Origin of the sequence: Bradyrhizobium sp. SRL28 (genome assembly GCF_018596315.1) — a bacterium.
Lineage (GTDB): Bacteria > Pseudomonadota > Alphaproteobacteria > Rhizobiales > Xanthobacteraceae > Bradyrhizobium.
In genome coordinates, this window is sequence record NZ_JAHEAG010000022.1 from 115,403 (window position 1) to 133,515 (window position 18,113).

The window sequence follows — 18,113 nt, forward strand, 5'->3', positions numbered from 1 at the left end:
ACTATGCGCCGGGTGAGGCGAAGGCCCTCACGGCATCGTGTAGGCCGTCTTCACCGTCGTATAAAATTCGGCGGCGTAGCGGCCCTGCTCGCGGGCGCCGAAGCTGGAGCCTTTTCGGCCACCGAACGGCACGTGGTAATCGACGCCGGCGATCGGCAGATTGACCATCACCATGCCCGCTTCGGAATTGCGCTTGTAGTCGCTGGCGTATTTCAGGCTGGTGGTGCAGATGCCGGATGACAGGCCGAAGTCGGTGTCGTTCGCGGTCGCCAGCGCTTCGGCATAGTCCTTGACCCGGATGACCGCGGCCACCGGCCCAAAGATCTCCTCGCGCGCGATCCGCATCTTGTTGCTCACATCGGTGAACAACGCCGGCTGCAGGTAGAAGCCGGGTGCCTCGCGGTTGAGGCGCTCGCCGCCGAAGGCGAGCTTGGCGCCTTCGTCCTTGCCGATGCTGATATATTTGAGATCCTGATCGAGCTGGCTCTGATCGACGACGGGGCCGATATCGGTACCGGCCTTCACCGCGTCATCGACCTTCAGGCCGCGCATCCGCTCGGTTAGGGCCTCGACGAATTTGTCGTGAATGCCGGCGGTGACGATCAGCCGCGAGGCGGCAGTGCAGCGCTGGCCGGTGGAAAAGAACGCGCTGTTTACGGCGCATTCCACGGCGACCTTCAGATCCGCGTCGTCGAGCACGACCAGTGGATTCTTACCGCCCATTTCGAGCTGAAACTTCTTCATCGGCCTGGATGCGATGCAGGCCGCCGCCACCTTCTGGCCGGTGGCCACCGAGCCGGTGAAGCTGATCGCCGCAACATCGGGATGCTCAAGCAGGACCGCGCCGACTTCCGAGCCGCGCCCGATCACGAGGTTGAGCACGCCCTTGGGCAGGCCGGCGCGATGCAGGATATCGGCCAGCGCCCAGGTCGACCCCGGAACAAGATCTGCAGGCTTGATCACCACGGTATTGCCATAGGCCAAAGCCGGGGCGATCTTCCAGGCCGGAATGGCGATCGGAAAATTCCACGGCGTGATCAGGCCGACAACGCCCAGCGCCTCGCGTGTAATCTCGATGTCGATGCCGGGGCGCACGGAAGCGAGTTTCTCACCGGCCATCCGCAGGCATTCGCCGGCAAAGAACGCAAAGATCTGGCCGGCGCGCGCGACTTCGCCGACGCCTTCCGGCAGCGTCTTGCCTTCCTCGCGCGACAACAGCCGGCCCAGTTCGTCCTTGCGGGCCAGGATTTCGTCCGACGCCTTTTTCAGGATGTCGTAGCGCGCTTGCGGCGTCGATCGCGACCATGCCGGAAACGCCGCTTTGGCAGCCGCAATCGCAGCCTCGGCTTGCGCACGCGTGCCGCGGACCGCTTCACCGACGATGTCCTTGGTATCGGATGGATTGACGTTCGGCGCGCGAGCGCCATCGGACAACCATTCGCCGTCGATCAAACTGTTGAACATCAGCATGGGTGGTTCCTCCACTGTTACGTCGTTTTTAAATCACGCGTCCGGGAATAGAAGACTATCGTCCGTTGTCCTTGCGCCAAGCAGCAAAATCCTTCGGCGTCTGCTCGTCGGTTGCGGGATAGAGGCCGAGGATCGAGCGGCCCTTGCGCACTTCCTCGGTAACAAAATCCTCGAACGCGGTCATCTCGACCGCCTCGTCCGCGATCTCGTCCGCCAGATGCGCGGGAATCACGATCACGCCGTCGCTGTCGCCCAGGATCACGTCGCCGGGAAACACCGGCGCGTCGCCGCAGCCGATCGGGACGTTGATCTCGATAGCCTGATGCAGCGTCAGGTTGGTCGGCGCGCTCGGGCGGTGGTGATAGGCGGGAAAGCCGAGAGCCGCGATTTCGGCGGAATCGCGGAAACCGCCGTCGGTGATGACGCCGGCGCAGCCGCGCTGCATCAGCCGCGTCACCAAAATGGCGCCGGCGGACGCGGCGCGGGCGTCCTTGCGGCTGTCCATGACCAGCACCGCACCCGGCGGGCAATCCTCGATCGCCTTGCGCTGCGGGTGGCCGCGGTCACGGAACACGTCGATCTTGTTGAGATCCTCGCGCGCCGGCATGTAGCGCAGCGTGAAAGCTTCGCCGACCAGCACCGGCTGATCGGGACCTAGCGGGTGAACGTCCTGGATCATCTGGATGCGAAAGCCGCGCTTGAACAGCGCGGTGGCGACGGTGGCGGTGGAGACCGTCTTGAGTTTGTTGCGGGTAGCATCGCTCAGTTTTGTCATTTCATTCATCCCAATTGTTCGTCATTCCGGGGCACTCGCGTCAGCGAGCGAACCCGGAACGACAGGATCAATCACACCGCCCCATGCGACTCCACATAAAGCGCGTAGACCGAGTGGCAGCTCGTCATGTAGAGGCGGTTGTTCTTCGGGCCGCCGAAGGTGAGGTTGGCGCAGCGCTCCGGCAGGCGGATATGGGCGAGCGGCTTGCCGGCGGGGCTGAACACCATCACGCCATCGAGATCCTCGGACCTGCCCTTGAGCTGGAACACTTTCCGGCCGCCGACATCTGAAGGCTCGGCTTGCAGTGCGCCGTTGGAGCCCCAGCCGCACCACAGATTGCCGTCGCGGTCGACGCGAAAACCGTCGAGCGCGCCCTGATCCGCGGCGTCGATCAGCTTGGTCTTGTTGGCTACCGTGCCGTCGTCATTGACGTCAAAGCTCCAGATGCTGCGGTTCGGCGTACCCTTCCATTCCACCACGTAAAGTTTCTTCTCGTCGGGCGAGAAGGCGAGCCCGTTGGGATTGACGATGTCTGTGATGACGGCGGTCAGCTTGCCGTCCTTGGTGAGACGATAGACGTTGGTGGTGGCCTGCTCGGGCTTTTCCTTCTTGCCTTCCCATTCGCCATTGATGCCGAACAGCGGATCGGTGAACCAGATGGTGTCGTCGGACTTCACCACGATGTCGTTCGGCGCGTTCAGGCGCTTGCCCTCGAACTTGTCGGCCAGCACGGTGATCTTGCCGTCCTTCTCCGTGCGGGTGACGCGGCGGGTAACCGAATGCTCGCAGGTGACGAGCCGACCCTGGCGGTCGCGCGCGTTGCCGTTGGCGTAATTGGCATTGGCGCGGAAGACGCTGGTCTGGTTGGTCTTCTCGTCGAACTTCATGATGCGGTTGTTGGGGATGTCGGAGTACAGGAGATAACCGCCTTCGGGGAAGTATGCCGGCCCTTCGGCCCAGCGCATGCCCGTGGCGACCTGCTCGACGGTCGAGGAATAGATCCGGTATTTGGCGAAACTCGGATCGAGGATTTGCACGGCCGGATCGGGATAGCGCTGGTTCGGCGTAAACGGGAATGATTGGGCGCCGGCAGCGCGCGCGAGAAGCGTCGTGGCAGCGGCGGCGCCGGCCCCGGCGAGCAGGTTGCGTCGATTCATATTCATTGGTCGTCCTCCCCTGTGATGCTTTTGTTTGCTATCGGCCCTATCCTCGTCATTGCGAGGAGCGAAGCGACGAAGCAATCCATTCCTTCTTTATGCCGTGAGATGGATTGCTTCGCTTCGCTCGCAATGACGGACGACGGTTCATGCCCCGAAACGACGGTTAGTAGATCGAGGGCTCCTCCACCGGCTTGCCAAAGCCGGTCTCCAGAAAATCGAAGTCGCAACCTTCATTGGCCTGCTTGATGTGGCGGGTGAACATCCAGCCATAGCCGCGCTCGTAGCGCGGCTCCGGCGGCTTCCATTCGGCGCGGCGTTTTTCCAGTTCGGCTGCCGGCACATCGAGGTTGATGGTGCGGGCGTTGACGTCAAGCGTGATCTTGTCGCCATTGCGCACCAGCGCCAGCGGCCCGCCGATATACGACTCCGGCGAGACGTGCAGGATGCAGGCACCGTAGCTGGTGCCGCTCATGCGCGCATCCGACAGCCGCACCATGTCGCGCACGCCCTGCTTCACGAGTTTTGTGGGGATCGGCAGCATGCCCCACTCCGGCATGCCGGGGCCGCCCTGCGGGCCCGCATTGCGCAGGATCAGCACGTGGTCCGCCGTGACGTCGAGATTGGGATCGTCGATCGCCTTCTTCATCGAGGGATAATCATCGAACACCAGCGCCGGGCCGGTGTGCTTGAGGAAACGCGGCTCGCAGGCGCTGGGTTTGATCACGCAGCCGTCCGGCGCAAGATTACCCTTGAGCACGGCGAGCGCGCCTTCGGCATAGATCGGATCCTTCACGGTGCGGATGACGTCGTCATTATAGACTTCGGCGCGCGCGATATTGTCGCCGAGCGTCTGGCCGGTCACCGTCAAGACGTCGAGATGAAGATGCTCCCGGATGCGGCTCATCAGGCCCGGGAGGCCGCCGGCATAGAAGAAATCCTCCATCAGATATTTGTCGCCGCTCGGCCGCACATTGGCGATCACAGGCACCTTGCGGCTGGCCTTTTCGAAATCGTCGAGCCCGATGTCCTGGCCGGCGCGGCGGGCCTGCGCGATCAGATGGATGATCGCGTTGGTCGAACAGCCCATCGCCATCGCGACCGTGATGGCGTTCTCGAAGGCTTTTCGGGTCTGGATCTTTTCCGGCGTCAGGTCTTCCCACACCATCTCGACGATGCGGCGGCCGCATTCCGACGCCATGCGGATATGGCCGGCGTCGGCGGCGGGAATCGAGGACGCGCCGGGCAGCGTCATGCCGATCGATTCCGCGATCGCCGTCATGGTGGAGGCGGTGCCCATGGTCATGCAGGTGCCGTAGCTGCGGGCGATGCCGGCCTCGACATCGACCCAGTCCTTGTCGGAGATTTTCCCCGCGCGCCGCTCGTCCCAGTATTTCCAGGCGTCCGAGCCCGAACCCAGCGTCTTGCCCTTCCAGTTGCCGCGCAGCATCGGCCCGGCCGGCAGATAGATCGTCGGCAAATTCATGCTGGTGGCGCCCAGCAGAAGCCCCGGCGTGGTCTTGTCGCAGCCGCCCATCAGCACGACGCCGTCGACGGGATGGCCGCGCAGCAACTCCTCGGCGTCCATCGCCAGCATGTTGCGGTAGAGCATCGTGGTCGGCTTCAGGAACGATTCCGACAGCGACAGCGCCGGCAGCTCCATCGGAAAACCGCCCGCCATCAGGATGCCGCGCTTGACGTCGTCGACGCGGCTCTTGAAGTGCATGTGGCAGGGTTGCGCATCCGACCAGGTGTTGAGGATCGCAATCACCGGCCGGCCCTTCCACTCCTCCGGCGCGTAACCCATCTGCATGGCCCGCGAGCGGTGGCCGAAGGCGCGGAGGTCGTCGGGTGCGAACCAGCGGGCGCTGCGGAGGTCGGCGGGGTTCTTTTTGGTCATGATTGCGTACCCCATTTCTGGACGGTGTTGCGCTCGATCGTGCGGAAGATCAGGTTTTCCACGATCAGGCCAATCACGATCACCGTCAACAGGCCGGCGAACACCGCGGGAATATCCAGCAGGTTGCGGTTCTCGAAGATGAACCAGCCCAAGCCGCCCTGCCCCGATGACACGCCGAACACCAGTTCGGCGGCGATCAGCGTGCGCCAGGCGAACGCCCAGCCGATCTTCAGCCCCGTCAGGATCGAGCCGAAAGCGGCGGGGATCAGAATGCGCGCGACGTACGGCAGGCCGCGCAGGCCATAATTGCGGCCGACCATGCGCAGCGTGTTCGACACGCTCTTGAAGCCGGAATGGGTGTTGAGCGCGACCGGCCACAGCACCGAATGGATCAGCACGAAGACGAGGCTGCCATTGCCGAGGCCGAACCAGATCAGCGCCAGCGGCAGCAGCGCAATCGCCGGCAAGGGATTGAACATCGCCGTGATGGTTTCGAGAAAGTCCGTGCCGATCCGGGTCGAAATCGCGAGAATGGTGAAGATCGCCGCAAGGATGATGCCGGCGGCATAGCCCATGAACAGCACTTTCAGCGATGCCCAGGCGCGCATCGGAATGGTTCCGTCGCGCACCTTATCGTACATAGTCAGTATCGTGTCGTGGAAGGTCGGGAACAGCAGCGGATTGTCGAGAATGGTGCCGTAGACTTCCCACGCCACGGCGAGGAAGATGATGATCACGGATTTGCGGACGAAGCCGTCGTTCCACAGCAGCTCCAGCACCGTCAGCTTGCGCTCGACTTCCGACGGCACAACCGCCGCCAGGTCTGCGGCATCGCGCAGTTGGATTCTTGCTTCGCCCATGGCGCGCTCCCTCAATGTGCCGTCACGGCGTCGGCGAACAAGAGATCGTGGATCTGCTTTTCCAGCCGGGCGGCGCTGCCGTCCTCGCTGGATACCCGATCGACATCGATCACCTCGGCCTTGACCCGGCCCGGATGCGGCGACAGCAGCAAAATGCGATTGCCGATCTTGATCGCTTCCGCGATCGAATGGGTGACGAACAGGACAGTGAATTTTGTTTCCGCCCAAAGCTGCAGCAACTCGTCCTGGCAGGTCCGCCGCGTCAGCGCGTCGAGCGCGGCGAACGGCTCGTCCATCAGGAGAATATCCGGCTCCATCGCCATGCCGCGCGCGATCGCGACGCGCTGTTTCATGCCGCCGGACAGTGTGTGGGGATAGGAGTCGAGGACGCGGGTGAGGCTGACCTTCTCGATATAGGCACGCGCCCGCATCTCCGCGTCCTTGCGCGGCAGGCGGCGCGTCATCAGAAGCGGAAACATCACGTTTTCCAGCACCGTCTTCCACGGCAGGAGTTGATCGAACTCCTGGAAGATCATCATCCGGTCGGCGCCGGGCTCGGATATTTCGCGGCCCGAGATGCGCATCTTGCCTTCGCTCGGCTTCATATAGCCGCCGACCGCCTTCAACAGCGTCGACTTGCCGCAACCGGAGGGACCGAGCAGCACGAAGCGATCGGAACGATCGACCGTGAAGCTGACCCGCTCGGTCGCGGTCACGACCGCGCTCGAAGTCTTGTAGCGCAGCGTTACGTCACTGACATCGAGAAGCGCGGCCATGTCGATCAATTGCCCTTCAGGTCGTGCGAAACCGGCAGGTAGTAATCGGTAAAGGCCTTGGGCATGGTCTTCAGCGTACCGACCTTGAACAGATGCGCGGCGAATTTCATGGTGCCCTGCGGCTGCAGGTTCCATTCCATCATGCCGGGCTCCTTGAGCCACGCCAGCAGGTCCTCGACGCTGGTCTTGTCGCCGGTGACTTCCTTGTAGATCTCGACCGCAGCCTTGGTGTCGCTGCGGATCAGGTCCTGCGCCTCCTTGGTGGCGTCGCGCACCGCCTGCACGATCTTCGGATTGGCGTCGGCGAATTTGGTGGTGGTGAAGAACTGCGCCTGGCTGAGCGGGCCGCCCATCACGTCGGGCGACGACAGCACCACATGCGCGCCGGGCACGTTCTTCAGTTCGAGAAACGTAAACGGCGGAATCGCAAAATGACTACGCACTTCGTGCTGCGAATTGGTCATCGCCACATAGGCGTCGGGATGGCCGAGTTGCACGGTGTTGGGATCGAGCTTGGACCATTGGTCGGCGCCGAAGGCCTCGGCGGCCGCGATCTGCAGCACGATCGCCTGCGTCGAGACCTTGACGGTGGGCACCGCGACCTTGTCGTTCGGACCAAAGTCCTTGATCGACTTGATGTTGGGATCGCGGCTGATCAGCGTCATCGGCTGCGCCGAGGTGGCGACGATGCCCTTGACGCCGCCGCGGGTGCGATCCCACAGCAGCAGCAGATTGCCGGTTCCGGTATTGAGGATGTCGACGCTACCGGCGAGCAATGCATCGGTCTGCGCGCCGCCGCCGCTCAGGTTGATCCATTTGGTGGTGACGCCGGGCACGCCGAGGGAAGCCGCGTGCTTCTCGATCAGCTTGTTCTTTTCCATGATGTGCGAGGGCATGTAGAAAATGCCCGGTTGCCGCGACAGCGTGACCTCCGACTTCTGCTGGGCCGATGCCTGAGAGCCCGGCAGCAACATCAGCATCGCAACGGCGCCCGCGCAGGCGCTCCACATCCCGTTTTTCATTGTGCATCTCCTCCGGCGTCTCGTTGACGCTTCTGGTGAGATGCACTAATGTATTAGTGCATCTGAAGCAAGTCCCTTTGGAACGGCCGGTCGCCCGATGGCTCCCCCGCAAATCGTCTCCCGCCGCGCAGCCCCGCGTTCCGCCGATCGGCTCGATCGCGACCGCCAGGCCGCGCCGCAGGTGTTCGAGCGCCTGCGTGGCATGATCATTTCGCTGGAACTGCCGCCGGGATCGCCGCTGTCGCGCGCAGCATTGGCCGGGCAATTCGGCGTCAGTTCCACGCCGATCCGCGATGCGCTGATGCGGCTCGAGGAGGAGGGCCTCGTCGACGTATTCCCGCAATATGCCACCGTGGTCAGCCGGGTCGACGTGCGGCTGGCGCAGCAGGCGCATTTCCTGCGGCAGGCGGTCGAACTCGAAATCGTGCGCGGGCTCGCGATCCAGCACGATGAGGCGCTCGTCGCCGAACTTCACGCGACGATTGCCCGCCAGCAGCAATATGCCAAGGCCGGCGATTTCGAAAAATTCATGGCCGCCGACAACGAGTTCCACAGCCAGCTCTATGCGGCTGCCGACAAGCAGGACATCTGGGCGCTGGTGCGCAGCCGCAGCGGGCATATCGACCGGCTGCGCCGGATGCATCTGCCCTCGCCCGGCAAGGCGCAGGATATCGTGCGGCATCACAAGCTGATCGCAAAGGCGATCGATGCCGGGGAGCCCGCCGAGGCGCAGAAGCACCTGCGCACCCATCTGTCGGGCACGCTCAGCGAACTCGCCCGGATTCGATCGCGCTATCCGGAATATCTCAGCAATTGATCCTTGCCCGTTGGGCCGTGCTGCATGCGCAGGGGCTCGCGCGGGCGAATCACGCTCGCAGCGCAGGGGCTTCGTATTTGTCTGCCCGGCAACAGGCGGATAACTGCGTTTTTTTCCGGGCTTTTTGACGGCCAACCGGAACGTTCCTGCCAGCGAAGAAGTTGCGACAACACGAGGATTCGGCAAAACTCTTAACTTGCCGTTGACCTGATTCCAGCGGGGCCCGGAGTACTTTTTACCTTGGCAAGAATACTTGTCGTGGATGATGATGTGGCGGTCCAGATGACCGTCCGCCTGTTGCTGGAGCGCGCCGGCCATAGCGTGGTCACCGCCGATAACGGGCGAAAGGGCCTGGCATTGTGCCAGAGCGGAGATTTCGATCTGTTGTTCCTCGACATCTTCATGCCGGGAATGGACGGATTTGAAACCATGCGGATGGTTCGCCAGCAGCGGCCGCAGATTCCGATCATCGTCATCTCCGGTCGACCGATCTCTTGGGAGGCGGACACCGGCCCTGACTTCCTGACCATGGCGACCAAGCTCGGAGCGGTCTCCAGCCTGCAGAAGCCGTTCCGGCCCGCCGACCTTCTGGCAGCCGTCACGGGCTGCCTCGAAGCCGCCAAGCGGGACTTGCCCCCGCGCCTCACCGGCGGTGTTGCTTCCTCCCCATAATGCGCCATAGCATCCGATTTGTCCGGCGGCTTGCCGGGCAGAGCGAGAGGGCGAACGAACACCGACATGACGCTTACAACCAGGCTTGCAATCGCGATGATTGCGTTGGTCGCGATCGCGGTTTCCGCGGTCGGATGGCTGAACTATCGCAACCTGGAACAGGCACTCCTGCTGCGCGCCCGCGACCGCATCGAGACTCATTCGCGGCAGCTCGCTACCGACCTGGAATACTACGCAGCCAGCGCGACTGGAGATGTCGCGAGCTTTCATTCCGCAGCGGCGCTGCAGGGATTGATCCGCGCCCACAGATCGGGAGGCATAGATCCGGTCGATGGCGTTTCCGAAAAGACCTGGCGCGACCGGCTGGCATCACGTTTCGCGGCCGAACTCGAAGCCAAGCCCGCCTATGCGATGCTTCGGGTCATAGGCCTTGATGATGGTGGCCGTGAGCTTGTCCGCGTCGATCGCGCGGGACCGAACGACACAGTTCGGATCGTGCCCGAAGAGGGATTGCTGGCGAGAAACAGTCGCAGCTACTTCCCGGAAACGATCCGGCTAGGCCCCGGACAAATTTACGTCTCGGCGCTCGATCTGGGTCGCCGGAACGGACTGATCGAGGCGGTGCACAGGCCGACACTTCGCATCGCGACGCCGATATTCGCAGACGACGGCAAGCTGTTCGGCATTTTCATGATCAATGTTGACATGCGGCGCGCGTTCGACCGTGTCCGGTCATCGGTGTTGCCTGGCGAGACCATCTACGTCGTCAACAAGCAGGGCGACTATCTCATTCATCCGGATCGTTCGCGCGAATTCGGCGCGTTGCTCGGCAAGCCGAACGACTGGAAAGCCGACTTCCCGCATCTGGCGTCGCAGGCCGGGGCCAAGCAAGGCAGCGCGGACATAGTTCCGGATCAAGCCGCACAGCCGGGCGGAATAGCCCTCGCGCCTGCCTTGCTTGCCGGCGTCGAATGGGTTGGCGTCATCGAAACCGCGCCTAACGCCGTCATCATGGCGCCGGCCGCAAGCATCAGAAATACATCCCTTCTCGTCGGCGGGATCGCGGTGTTGTGCGCGGCAGTGCTGGCCCTGCTGATCGCGAGGTCGCTGACCCGCCCGATCGTGCAGTTAACCGAAGCCGTGCAGGGAGTGGCCAGTAACAAGAAGATTGCCATTCCGGTCGAAGCACGCGGCGAGACCGGCGTTCTCGCGCGTGCGTTTGCGCATGCGTTCAAGGAAATCAATGCGAAGACCGCTGCACTCCAGCAAGAGGTTCAGGAGCATCGCCGCACCGAGGCGGCGCGCGACCATCATGCCGAGCGGGAACAGCTGTTCAGCGCGGCGGTCGAATCCTCCAACGACGCCATCATCACAGCGTCGCTCGACGGCACCATCACCGGCTGGAATTCGGCCGCAGAGCGGCTGTTCGGGTACAGCGCGACGGAAGCCACGGGCAAGAACATCACGCTGCTGGTGCCCGAAGATCGACTGCCGGAGCTGCAGGACGCGCTGCGCCGGATCGGCTGGGGCGAAAGCATCGAAGCCAGTGAAACGGAACGGCTGCGAAAAGGTGGCCAGCGGATCCAAGTCTCGCTCAGCATCTCCCCGATCAAGTCACCATCAGGCGCGACCATCGGCATTTCGAAGGTGGCACGCGACATCACCGAGGCCAACAAGACCAGGCAGGTGCTGCGGCGGCAGACCGAAGAGCTTCGCCGCATCTTCGAGACCTCGCAGGATCTGATCATGGTGATGGATTCCCGCGGGCGTCTGGTTCAGATCAGCCCGAGCTGCGAGGCCATATTGGGCTATCGGCCGGAGGAAATGATCGGCCGCAGCGGCGAGGACTTCGTTCATCCCGCCCATCTCGAGACCTCCCGCCAGGAAATGCGCGCGGCACGGCGCGGGCAGCGGCCGAAGATCTCCGATACGCGCTGTATTCACAAGAACGGGCGGGAGGTGTGGCTGTCATGGCTCGGAACATGGTCCGAACCGGCCAAGCGCTTCTTCTTCGTCGGCCGCGACATGACCGAGAGCCGGCTGGCGCAGGAGACGTTGCGCGAAAGCGAGCAGCTCGCGCGCGGTATCATCGACACCGCGCTCGATGCTTTTGTCCAGGTCGACGCGCACGGCATTATCCGGGACTGGAACACGCAGGCCGAAAATCTCCTGGGCTGGCGACGCGATGAAGCGCTCGGTAAGAACGCGTTCGGACTGATGGGGCGGCCGGACGGGCAAGGGCCTCTCAAGCTGGCCCTGCAATCCTTCCTGCTTTCCCGCGACCCAGTGGTTCGCGAGCCCCGCCGCGAACTGCAGGTCAGGCGGCGGGATGGAACGGAGATCACCGCTGAACTGAGCATCGCCGCACTGAAGACGCGCGACGGCTTCGTATTCAATGCATTCATCCGCGATCTCACCGACAGGATCGCGGCCGAGGACAGGATCCGGCAGGCCGAAAAGATGGAGGCGATGGGACAGCTCACCGGCGGCATCGCGCACGACTTCAACAATATCCTGACCGTCATCACGGGAACGATCGAAATTCTGGCTGATGCCGTCAAGGGCGAACCGCAGCTTGCCGCCATCACGCGAATGATCGACGAGGCCGCCTCGCGCGGGGCCGACCTCACCCAGCATCTGCTGGCTTTCGCGCGCAAGCAGCCGCTCGAACCAAAGGTAACCGACGTCAACACACTGATCATAGACACCGCAAAGCTGCTGCAGCGAACGCTCGGCGAGCAAGTCGAGATCGAATCAGTATTCGAGGACGAGACCTGTCCGGCGATCGTCGATCCCAATCAACTCGCCACCGCGATCCTCAATCTGGCCCTCAACGCCCGCGACGCCATGCCGGATGGCGGCAAGCTGATCATCGAGACCGGCTTCGTCATTCTCGATGAAAATTATGCGAGGATGCACAGCGATGTCCGGCCCGGCCGCTACGCGATAATCGCGGTGAGCGATACCGGAACCGGCATCCCGGCCGCGATGCTCGACAAGGTATTCAATCCGTTCTTCACCTCGAAGGGACCCGGCAAGGGCACCGGCCTTGGCCTGAGCATGGTGTATGGCTTTGTCAAGCAATCGGCCGGGCACATCATGATCTACAGCGAGGAGGGCCACGGCACGACGATCAAGATGTACCTGCCGCCGGCCATGGGCGCCTTGCCGCCGGCCGAGCCGGCGCTGGCGTCGACTGTCGAGGGCGGCCACGAAACAATTCTGGTGGTGGAGGACGACAAGCTGGTGCGCGACTACGTGCTGGCGCAACTGCATTCACTGGGTTACGTCACGCTGGATGCGGCGAACGCGACCGAGGCTCTCGTGCTCGTCCAAACCGGTCATGCATTCGACCTGCTGTTCACCGACGTGATCATGCCCGGCATGAACGGCCGCCAGCTCGCCGACGAGATATTGAAGGTCAGGCCCAGCTTAAGGGTACTGTTTACCTCGGGCTATACCGAGAATGCCATCATCCATCACGGCCGGCTCGACGAAGGCGTATTGCTGCTCGCCAAGCCCTATCGGAAATCGGATATGGCGATCATGATCCGCAAAGCGCTCGCCGATTGATCAGCACCGCGGCGCCGCATCCGGCTTGCCAGCGATAGACCTATAATCAGATCTGGCCCTGACGCTGCGTGGTCATCACGATCCGGACCAGGTCAGCCGCATTCCGCGCGCCGAGCTTCTTCATGATATTGGCGCGGTGATCCTCGATCGTGCGCGGGCTGATCCCGAGATGCCGTCCCGCTTCCTTGTTGGACGCGCCGGCGGTGAACTGTTCCAGCACTTCGCGTTCACGCCGCGTAAGCGGTTCGCGTCCCGGAAAATGCAGGGTCGCAATGCGCGACGTCGCGTTTTGCGCCTGCCGGCGAGCATAAGCCTCGATCGCTTCATCGAGTCTCGCCACGATTTCGCTGCCGCGGAACGGCTTTTCGATGAAGTCCAGCGCGCCGTTCTTGATGGCGCTGACCGCCATGGCGATATCACCCTGCCCCGAGATCATGAAGATCGGCGCAGGGTAGTCCTCACCGTGCAGCTCCTTCAGAATATCGAGGCCGGACTTACCGGGGATATGCACATCGAGCAGGATGCAGGCTGGCGTCCGCGTTCGTGCAATCGCCAGCAAAGCGGCGCCGTCAGCGAAACAGATGACCTGATAGCCACCCGCCGTCAGAACCAACGAAAGCGTGTCGCGAACGGCAGGGTCGTCATCGACTACGAAGATCTCCCCACGGGAGGGGGCTTTCTCAGCCATGTTCCATCGTCCATGCGTGGTTGAATGTGACTCACACTCGGATAACGGTATCGAACCATACCGGACCGTATTTGTACGGGACCGCAGCTTAACGCACAAGTAGCAACGCACCCCTAAAAAAGTAACTAAGGAGTGCACCCATGCAGAATGCAGCAGGCGTCGGCGCAAAGGCGCCGCACGACCAGAATGACGCCTATCGCGCCGTCGTTTCGGACCTCGTCAGCCTGGTCGAGCACGCCCAGAAGGGCCTGCGGCTGATCGAACAGGCGATCGCCGGAGAAACTACGCTCGGCAGCCCCGAGAGTTCCACCAACGTCCTCGTGCTCGACGACGTATCTCCCCGCTACACGAAAGCCGTCGCCGCGTTGCAGGCCTGCGACGTCAATCTTGGCATTGCCCTGCGCTCCCTGCTGGATCCCGCCGATAGCGATCCATATGCCGCGAGCCTGCCGGCACTTTCGGTCATCGGGGCGTAAGGCCGACGCTGCGCCGTCCTGCTGGAGCGTACGATGTCCTTCCGCCGCAAATTCTCCCTCGGATTTTCTCGGGTCACTAACTACCTGCAGCGATCGCGGCCTGGCGTCCGTCATGCCACCGGCGCACCGTCGTACCAGGATGCCGCCACGACGATGGAGAAGCTCGACGCGGCGCTCAACAATATGGGGCACGGCCTTTGTATGTTCGGGCCAGACAATCGCCTGCTGCTATGGAACGATCGCTACGTCAAAATGTACAAGCTGGCGCCCGACTGCCTGCGCGTCGGATGCACGCTCGACGAAATGCTCGAGGCGCGCAAGGCGGCGGGCACGGCCTATCGCGACCTCGGGCAATACGGATCGAAACTGCTGGCGGCGACGACGACGCGCAGCCCCGACAGCCTCGTCGCCCTACTCGACGACGGCCGCATCGTCAACGTTTCGTACCGGCCGACGCAAAATGGCTGCTGGGTTTCGACCCACGAGGACATCACCGAGCGCGCGCAAAACGAGGCAAGGATCGCGCATCTGGCATTTCACGACCAACTCACCGGACTGCCGAACCGAGTGGCGTTCAACGAACGCATCGCCAGCACACTTCAGTTGGCGGCCGGCAACGTGTCGTTTGCGGTGCTGTGCGTTGACGTCGATCAGTTCAAGGAGATCAACGACGTCTACGGCCATTCGACCGGCGACCGGTTTCTGGTGGAAGTCGGCCACAGGCTGGCGTCGGCCTGCAACGGATCGTTCCTGGCACGGCTCGGGGCGGACGAATTCATCATCGTCTCGCCCGACGGCCCGCAACCGGCGACGGCGCAGGAACTCTGCGCCCATCTTGCCACCGTCCTCGACCAACCGATTTGCATCGACGGCTATGAGATCGAGAGCAGTCTTACGATCGGGGCCAGCGTCTACCCAAGCGACGGCGCCGATGCGGATACCCTGGCCGCCAATGCCGAGACCGCGCTTTATCGCGCCAAAGCCGACCAGCGCGGCAGCACGCGCTTCTTCGAACCTGCGATGGGCCGCCAGATCCGGGAAAAGCGCGCGCTGCAGCACGACATCAGGGCAGCGCTGGCGAAGAACGAACTGGAATTGCATTTTCAACCCCAGGCGCTGCCCAATGGAAGGATCTTCGGTTTCGAGGCGTTGCTGCGCTGGCGGCATCCGCTGCGCGGCCTGGTGCCTCCAGGGCTGTTCATTCCGCTGGCGGAAGAGATCGGCGCGATCGGTCCGATAGACGAATGGGTGCTGCGCGAAGCCTGCCGGGAAGCCGCTTCCTGGCGACGGCCGCTCACCATCGCGGTAAACCTGTCGCCGGTCGACTTCCGGCGGGGCGATGTGGCGGCGATGATCCTTGCGACGCTCGCGGAAACTGGTCTCGATCCCCAACGCCTTGAAGTCGAAATCACCGAGGGCGTGCTGTTCGAGGATTCAGAGCGTGCCCTCGCCATCCTGCGTCGGATCAAGGGCCTCGGCGTGCACATCGCGATAGACGATTTCGGCACCGGCTATTCATCGCTGTCCTACCTGCAGGACTTTCCATTCGACAAGATCAAGATCGACCAGAGTTTCATCTCCAGGATTGGCGACAGCTTTCAGGCCGGCGCCATCATCCACTCCATTCTGAGACTTGGGCGCACGCTCGCTGTGCCGGTTATTGCGGAGGGCGTCGAGACCGAGGAGCAGCGGGCGTTCCTCGCGCGGGAGGGCTGCCAGGTTCAGGGCTATTTGATCGGCCGGCCGGAGCCGATCGCGCATTACCGGCATCTGGTGGCGGGTCTTGCCAGCGCGAGAACATTGTCGGCGCCCGTTGAACCTGCCAGTTGAGGCGAACCGGTCTCCCACCCCGGATCAAGTCCGAGGGCATGCTTCGCTGGAAAACGCTCCAAATCGCCTGCGCCGCACCAGAGCATCCGGCTCCGCGATGCGATCGGCCTCAGTGCATCGCCTCTTCGGCCTTTGACGAGGCGCTGGGCCGCTTCTTGCTGGGCTTGCCTCTCAGGAAACGGATGTCCATTTCCGTGCCGTTGACGCGAACGAGTTCGCACCGGCGATAGGCAAGGCCGGTCGACGACAGCAGCAGGAAGAACTCCTTGAGATTGAGGCCTTGAATGGAGCCTTCCACGGTCAGTTCGGCATCGGTGTCCGAGATCGCGTTCAACTGGCAGTCCCTGCGCCAGGTTCCGTCGATCGCCATGATGCAGACGTCATAGCCACGGCTGAACGTGACCCGATCCGCGCCCTTGCCGTCCTCTGTCATCGCTCACCGTCCCGCCATCGCCACAAATTTTGGCATCGACGTTGCGCCAAGCGGAGATGCGGCACGCGCGCCGCTCGGCCGATACAGACCGCGCTTGTCCGGGAACGGCTTGAAGACATCCGTCAGGCCGACGACCGTTTCGGCTGCGCCCAGCACCAGGAAGCCATCGCTTTCCATCGCCTTGGCGAGACGGCCGAAGATATTGATCTTGGTGTCCTGATCGAAATAGATCAGGACGTTGCGGCAGAAGATGATGTCAAAGGTGCCAAGCTGAGAGAAATCGTGCAGCAGGTTCAGTTGCCGGTGCTGTACCATGGCGCGCAGCTCCGGGCTGATCTGCCAGAGCTCGCCGTTCTGCTTGAAATATTTGACCAGCAATTGAATCGGAAGGCCACGCTGGACCTCGAACTGGCTGTAGACGCCCGATTTCGATTTCTCGAGCACTTCCGTGGACAGGTCGGTCGCGATGATTTCGACGCGCCATCCGGCAAGCGCCGCGCCCATTTCCTTCAGCGACATGGCAAGCGAATACGGCTCCTGGCCGGTCGAGCCGGCGGCGCACCATATCCTGATGCTCTTTCGGCTGGCGCGCGCCTTCAACACGTCAGGCATGATCGCATCGCGGAAGTGTTCGAACGGCACCTTGTCGCGGAAGAAGAAGGTTTCGTTGGTGGTCATGGCTTCGACCACCTGGGCGATGATCGATGACGATCCGCCCTTCATTTTCTGCACGAGTTCGCCGATGCCCGGTACACCGCATTTGCGCGACAGCGGAAGCAGGCGGCTTTCGATCAGGTATTGCTTGTCTGCGGACAGGTCGAGACCGGAATGGTCCTTCAGGAGCTTACGCAGATACTCATAGTCTGGCGGGGTCACAGGGGCCTCTCAAGGGCAAGCGGATAAGGTTTAGACCGGGCTCTGTTCGTTAAGCGCGACCAGACCGACTTCCTGGAATTTTGCCGCGACGATGTCCTTGTCGAACGGCTTCATGATGTATTCGTTGGCGCCGGCGTGCAGCGCGCGAGAGATATGGTCCATGCCGTTCTCGGTGGTGCAGAACACCACCTTGGGCGCGTCGCCGCCGGGCAGACGGCGCAGATGGCCAAGGAATTCGTAGCCGTCCATGACAGGCATGTTCCAGTCGAGCAGCACTGCCGTCGGCATGGCGCTCCTGCAGGCTTCCAGCGCCTGCTCGCCGTCCTCGGCCTCGGTGATCTGGAAATCCATGTCTTCCAGGATGCGGCGCGCGATCTTTCGCACGACGCTGGAGTCATCGACTACAAGACAGGTTTTCATTTTAGGCCTCCTTGCTTGACGAGCGGCGCTACGCTGCGATGGCTGTTTTCGGCACGATTTCGAGAACGCGATCGATATCGAGGACGACCATGAGCTGGCCGTCGAGACGGTAAACACCGCCGGCGAGCTTGGCCATGCGGGGATCGAGATTGACGGGGTTTTCTTCGCGGCCATCGTCGCGGAGCTTCAAGACCTCGCCGATCTGGTCGATCAGCAGGCCGTAGGATTCGCCGCGCAAATCGACGCCGACCGCCATCGGCGGCTTGCCGTCGTCGTTCTTGGGCAGCCCGAGGCGAGCGCGCATGTTGACCACGGTGACGATGCGGCCGCGCAGATTGAGCACGCCGGCGATCTCGGCCGACGACAAT

At 62.7% G+C, this 18,113-nt stretch carries 17 protein-coding genes; 5 read left to right on the plus strand and 12 right to left on the minus strand.

Features of this window, described 5'->3' with window-relative positions:
* Nucleotides 1-27: 27 nt before the first annotated feature.
* From KIP88_RS31045 to KIP88_RS31075, 7 genes are all read right to left on the minus strand, one after another.
* A complete protein-coding gene (locus KIP88_RS31045) occupies nt 28-1,470 on the minus strand; it encodes an aldehyde dehydrogenase family protein (protein WP_214491937.1) in 1,443 nt (480 codons plus the stop codon).
* 55 nt (nt 1,471-1,525) lie between these two features.
* The gene (locus KIP88_RS31050) at nt 1,526-2,245 is read right to left on the minus strand and encodes a ribonuclease activity regulator RraA (RefSeq protein ID WP_214491938.1); all 720 of its coding nucleotides are present in this window, start codon (nt 2,243-2,245) and stop codon (nt 1,526-1,528) included.
* 71 nt (nt 2,246-2,316) lie between these two features.
* Nucleotides 2,317-3,408, minus strand: a complete 1,092-nt coding sequence (locus KIP88_RS31055; RefSeq protein ID WP_214491939.1) for an SMP-30/gluconolactonase/LRE family protein — start codon at nt 3,406-3,408, stop codon at nt 2,317-2,319.
* A gap of 160 nt (nt 3,409-3,568) precedes the next feature.
* Nucleotides 3,569-5,302 carry an L-arabinonate dehydratase gene (gene araD / locus KIP88_RS31060; RefSeq protein ID WP_214491940.1) on the minus strand — a complete coding sequence of 578 codons (1,734 nt, stop codon included), beginning with the start codon at nt 5,300-5,302 and terminating at the stop codon, nt 3,569-3,571.
* The gene (locus KIP88_RS31065; protein ID WP_214491941.1) at nt 5,299-6,162 is read right to left on the minus strand and encodes an ABC transporter permease; all 864 of its coding nucleotides are present in this window, start codon (nt 6,160-6,162) and stop codon (nt 5,299-5,301) included. The genes araD and KIP88_RS31065 overlap by 4 nt, the downstream gene beginning before the upstream one ends.
* Before the next feature lie 11 nt (nt 6,163-6,173).
* Nucleotides 6,174-6,938, minus strand: coding sequence for an ABC transporter ATP-binding protein (locus KIP88_RS31070; protein WP_214491961.1), 765 nt, complete (start codon nt 6,936-6,938; stop codon nt 6,174-6,176).
* Nucleotides 6,939-6,943: 5 nt separating this feature from the next.
* The gene (locus KIP88_RS31075) at nt 6,944-7,948 is read right to left on the minus strand and encodes an ABC transporter substrate-binding protein (RefSeq protein ID WP_374226531.1); all 1,005 of its coding nucleotides are present in this window, start codon (nt 7,946-7,948) and stop codon (nt 6,944-6,946) included.
* A gap of 109 nt (nt 7,949-8,057) precedes the next feature.
* Between KIP88_RS31075 and KIP88_RS31080 the strand changes: the two genes are divergently transcribed.
* From KIP88_RS31080 to KIP88_RS31090, 3 genes are all read left to right on the plus strand, one after another.
* Nucleotides 8,058-8,777 carry a GntR family transcriptional regulator gene (locus KIP88_RS31080; protein ID WP_214491943.1) on the plus strand — a complete coding sequence of 240 codons (720 nt, stop codon included), beginning with the start codon at nt 8,058-8,060 and terminating at the stop codon, nt 8,775-8,777.
* A 240-nt stretch (nt 8,778-9,017) separates the two neighbouring features.
* Nucleotides 9,018-9,449 carry a response regulator gene (locus KIP88_RS31085; RefSeq protein ID WP_214491944.1) on the plus strand — a complete coding sequence of 144 codons (432 nt, stop codon included), beginning with the start codon at nt 9,018-9,020 and terminating at the stop codon, nt 9,447-9,449.
* A gap of 66 nt (nt 9,450-9,515) precedes the next feature.
* Nucleotides 9,516-13,022 (plus strand): PAS domain S-box protein, encoded by a 3,507-nt coding sequence (locus tag KIP88_RS31090; protein ID WP_214491945.1) that lies wholly within the window; start codon nt 9,516-9,518, stop codon nt 13,020-13,022.
* 46 nt (nt 13,023-13,068) lie between these two features.
* Here the strand turns inward: KIP88_RS31090 and KIP88_RS31095 are convergent, their stop codons facing one another.
* Nucleotides 13,069-13,710: a response regulator transcription factor gene (locus KIP88_RS31095; RefSeq protein ID WP_214491946.1), complete on the minus strand. Its 642-nt coding sequence runs from the start codon at nt 13,708-13,710 to the stop codon at nt 13,069-13,071.
* Nucleotides 13,711-13,850: 140 nt separating this feature from the next.
* Between KIP88_RS31095 and KIP88_RS31100 the strand changes: the two genes are divergently transcribed.
* The gene (locus KIP88_RS31100; protein ID WP_214491947.1) at nt 13,851-14,186 is read left to right on the plus strand and encodes a hypothetical protein; all 336 of its coding nucleotides are present in this window, start codon (nt 13,851-13,853) and stop codon (nt 14,184-14,186) included.
* A gap of 33 nt (nt 14,187-14,219) precedes the next feature.
* The gene (locus KIP88_RS31105; protein WP_214491948.1) at nt 14,220-16,016 is read left to right on the plus strand and encodes a bifunctional diguanylate cyclase/phosphodiesterase; all 1,797 of its coding nucleotides are present in this window, start codon (nt 14,220-14,222) and stop codon (nt 16,014-16,016) included.
* 109 nt (nt 16,017-16,125) lie between these two features.
* On the opposite strand, the gene KIP88_RS31110 is transcribed toward KIP88_RS31105, so the two are convergent.
* From KIP88_RS31110 to KIP88_RS31125, 4 genes are all read right to left on the minus strand, one after another.
* Complete coding sequence (locus tag KIP88_RS31110) at nt 16,126-16,449, minus strand: PilZ domain-containing protein (protein ID WP_214491949.1); 324 nt, start codon at nt 16,447-16,449, stop codon at nt 16,126-16,128.
* A 3-nt stretch (nt 16,450-16,452) separates the two neighbouring features.
* On the minus strand, nt 16,453-17,325 hold the full coding sequence (locus KIP88_RS31115) for a protein-glutamate O-methyltransferase CheR (protein ID WP_214491950.1): 873 nt from the start codon (nt 17,323-17,325) through the stop codon (nt 16,453-16,455).
* Nucleotides 17,326-17,355: 30 nt separating this feature from the next.
* A complete protein-coding gene (locus KIP88_RS31120; protein WP_214491951.1) occupies nt 17,356-17,745 on the minus strand; it encodes a PleD family two-component system response regulator in 390 nt (129 codons plus the stop codon).
* Between the two features lie 28 nt (nt 17,746-17,773).
* The coding region (locus tag KIP88_RS31125; protein WP_214491952.1) for a chemotaxis protein CheW at nt 17,774-18,113 on the minus strand (340 nt) is incomplete at its 5' end.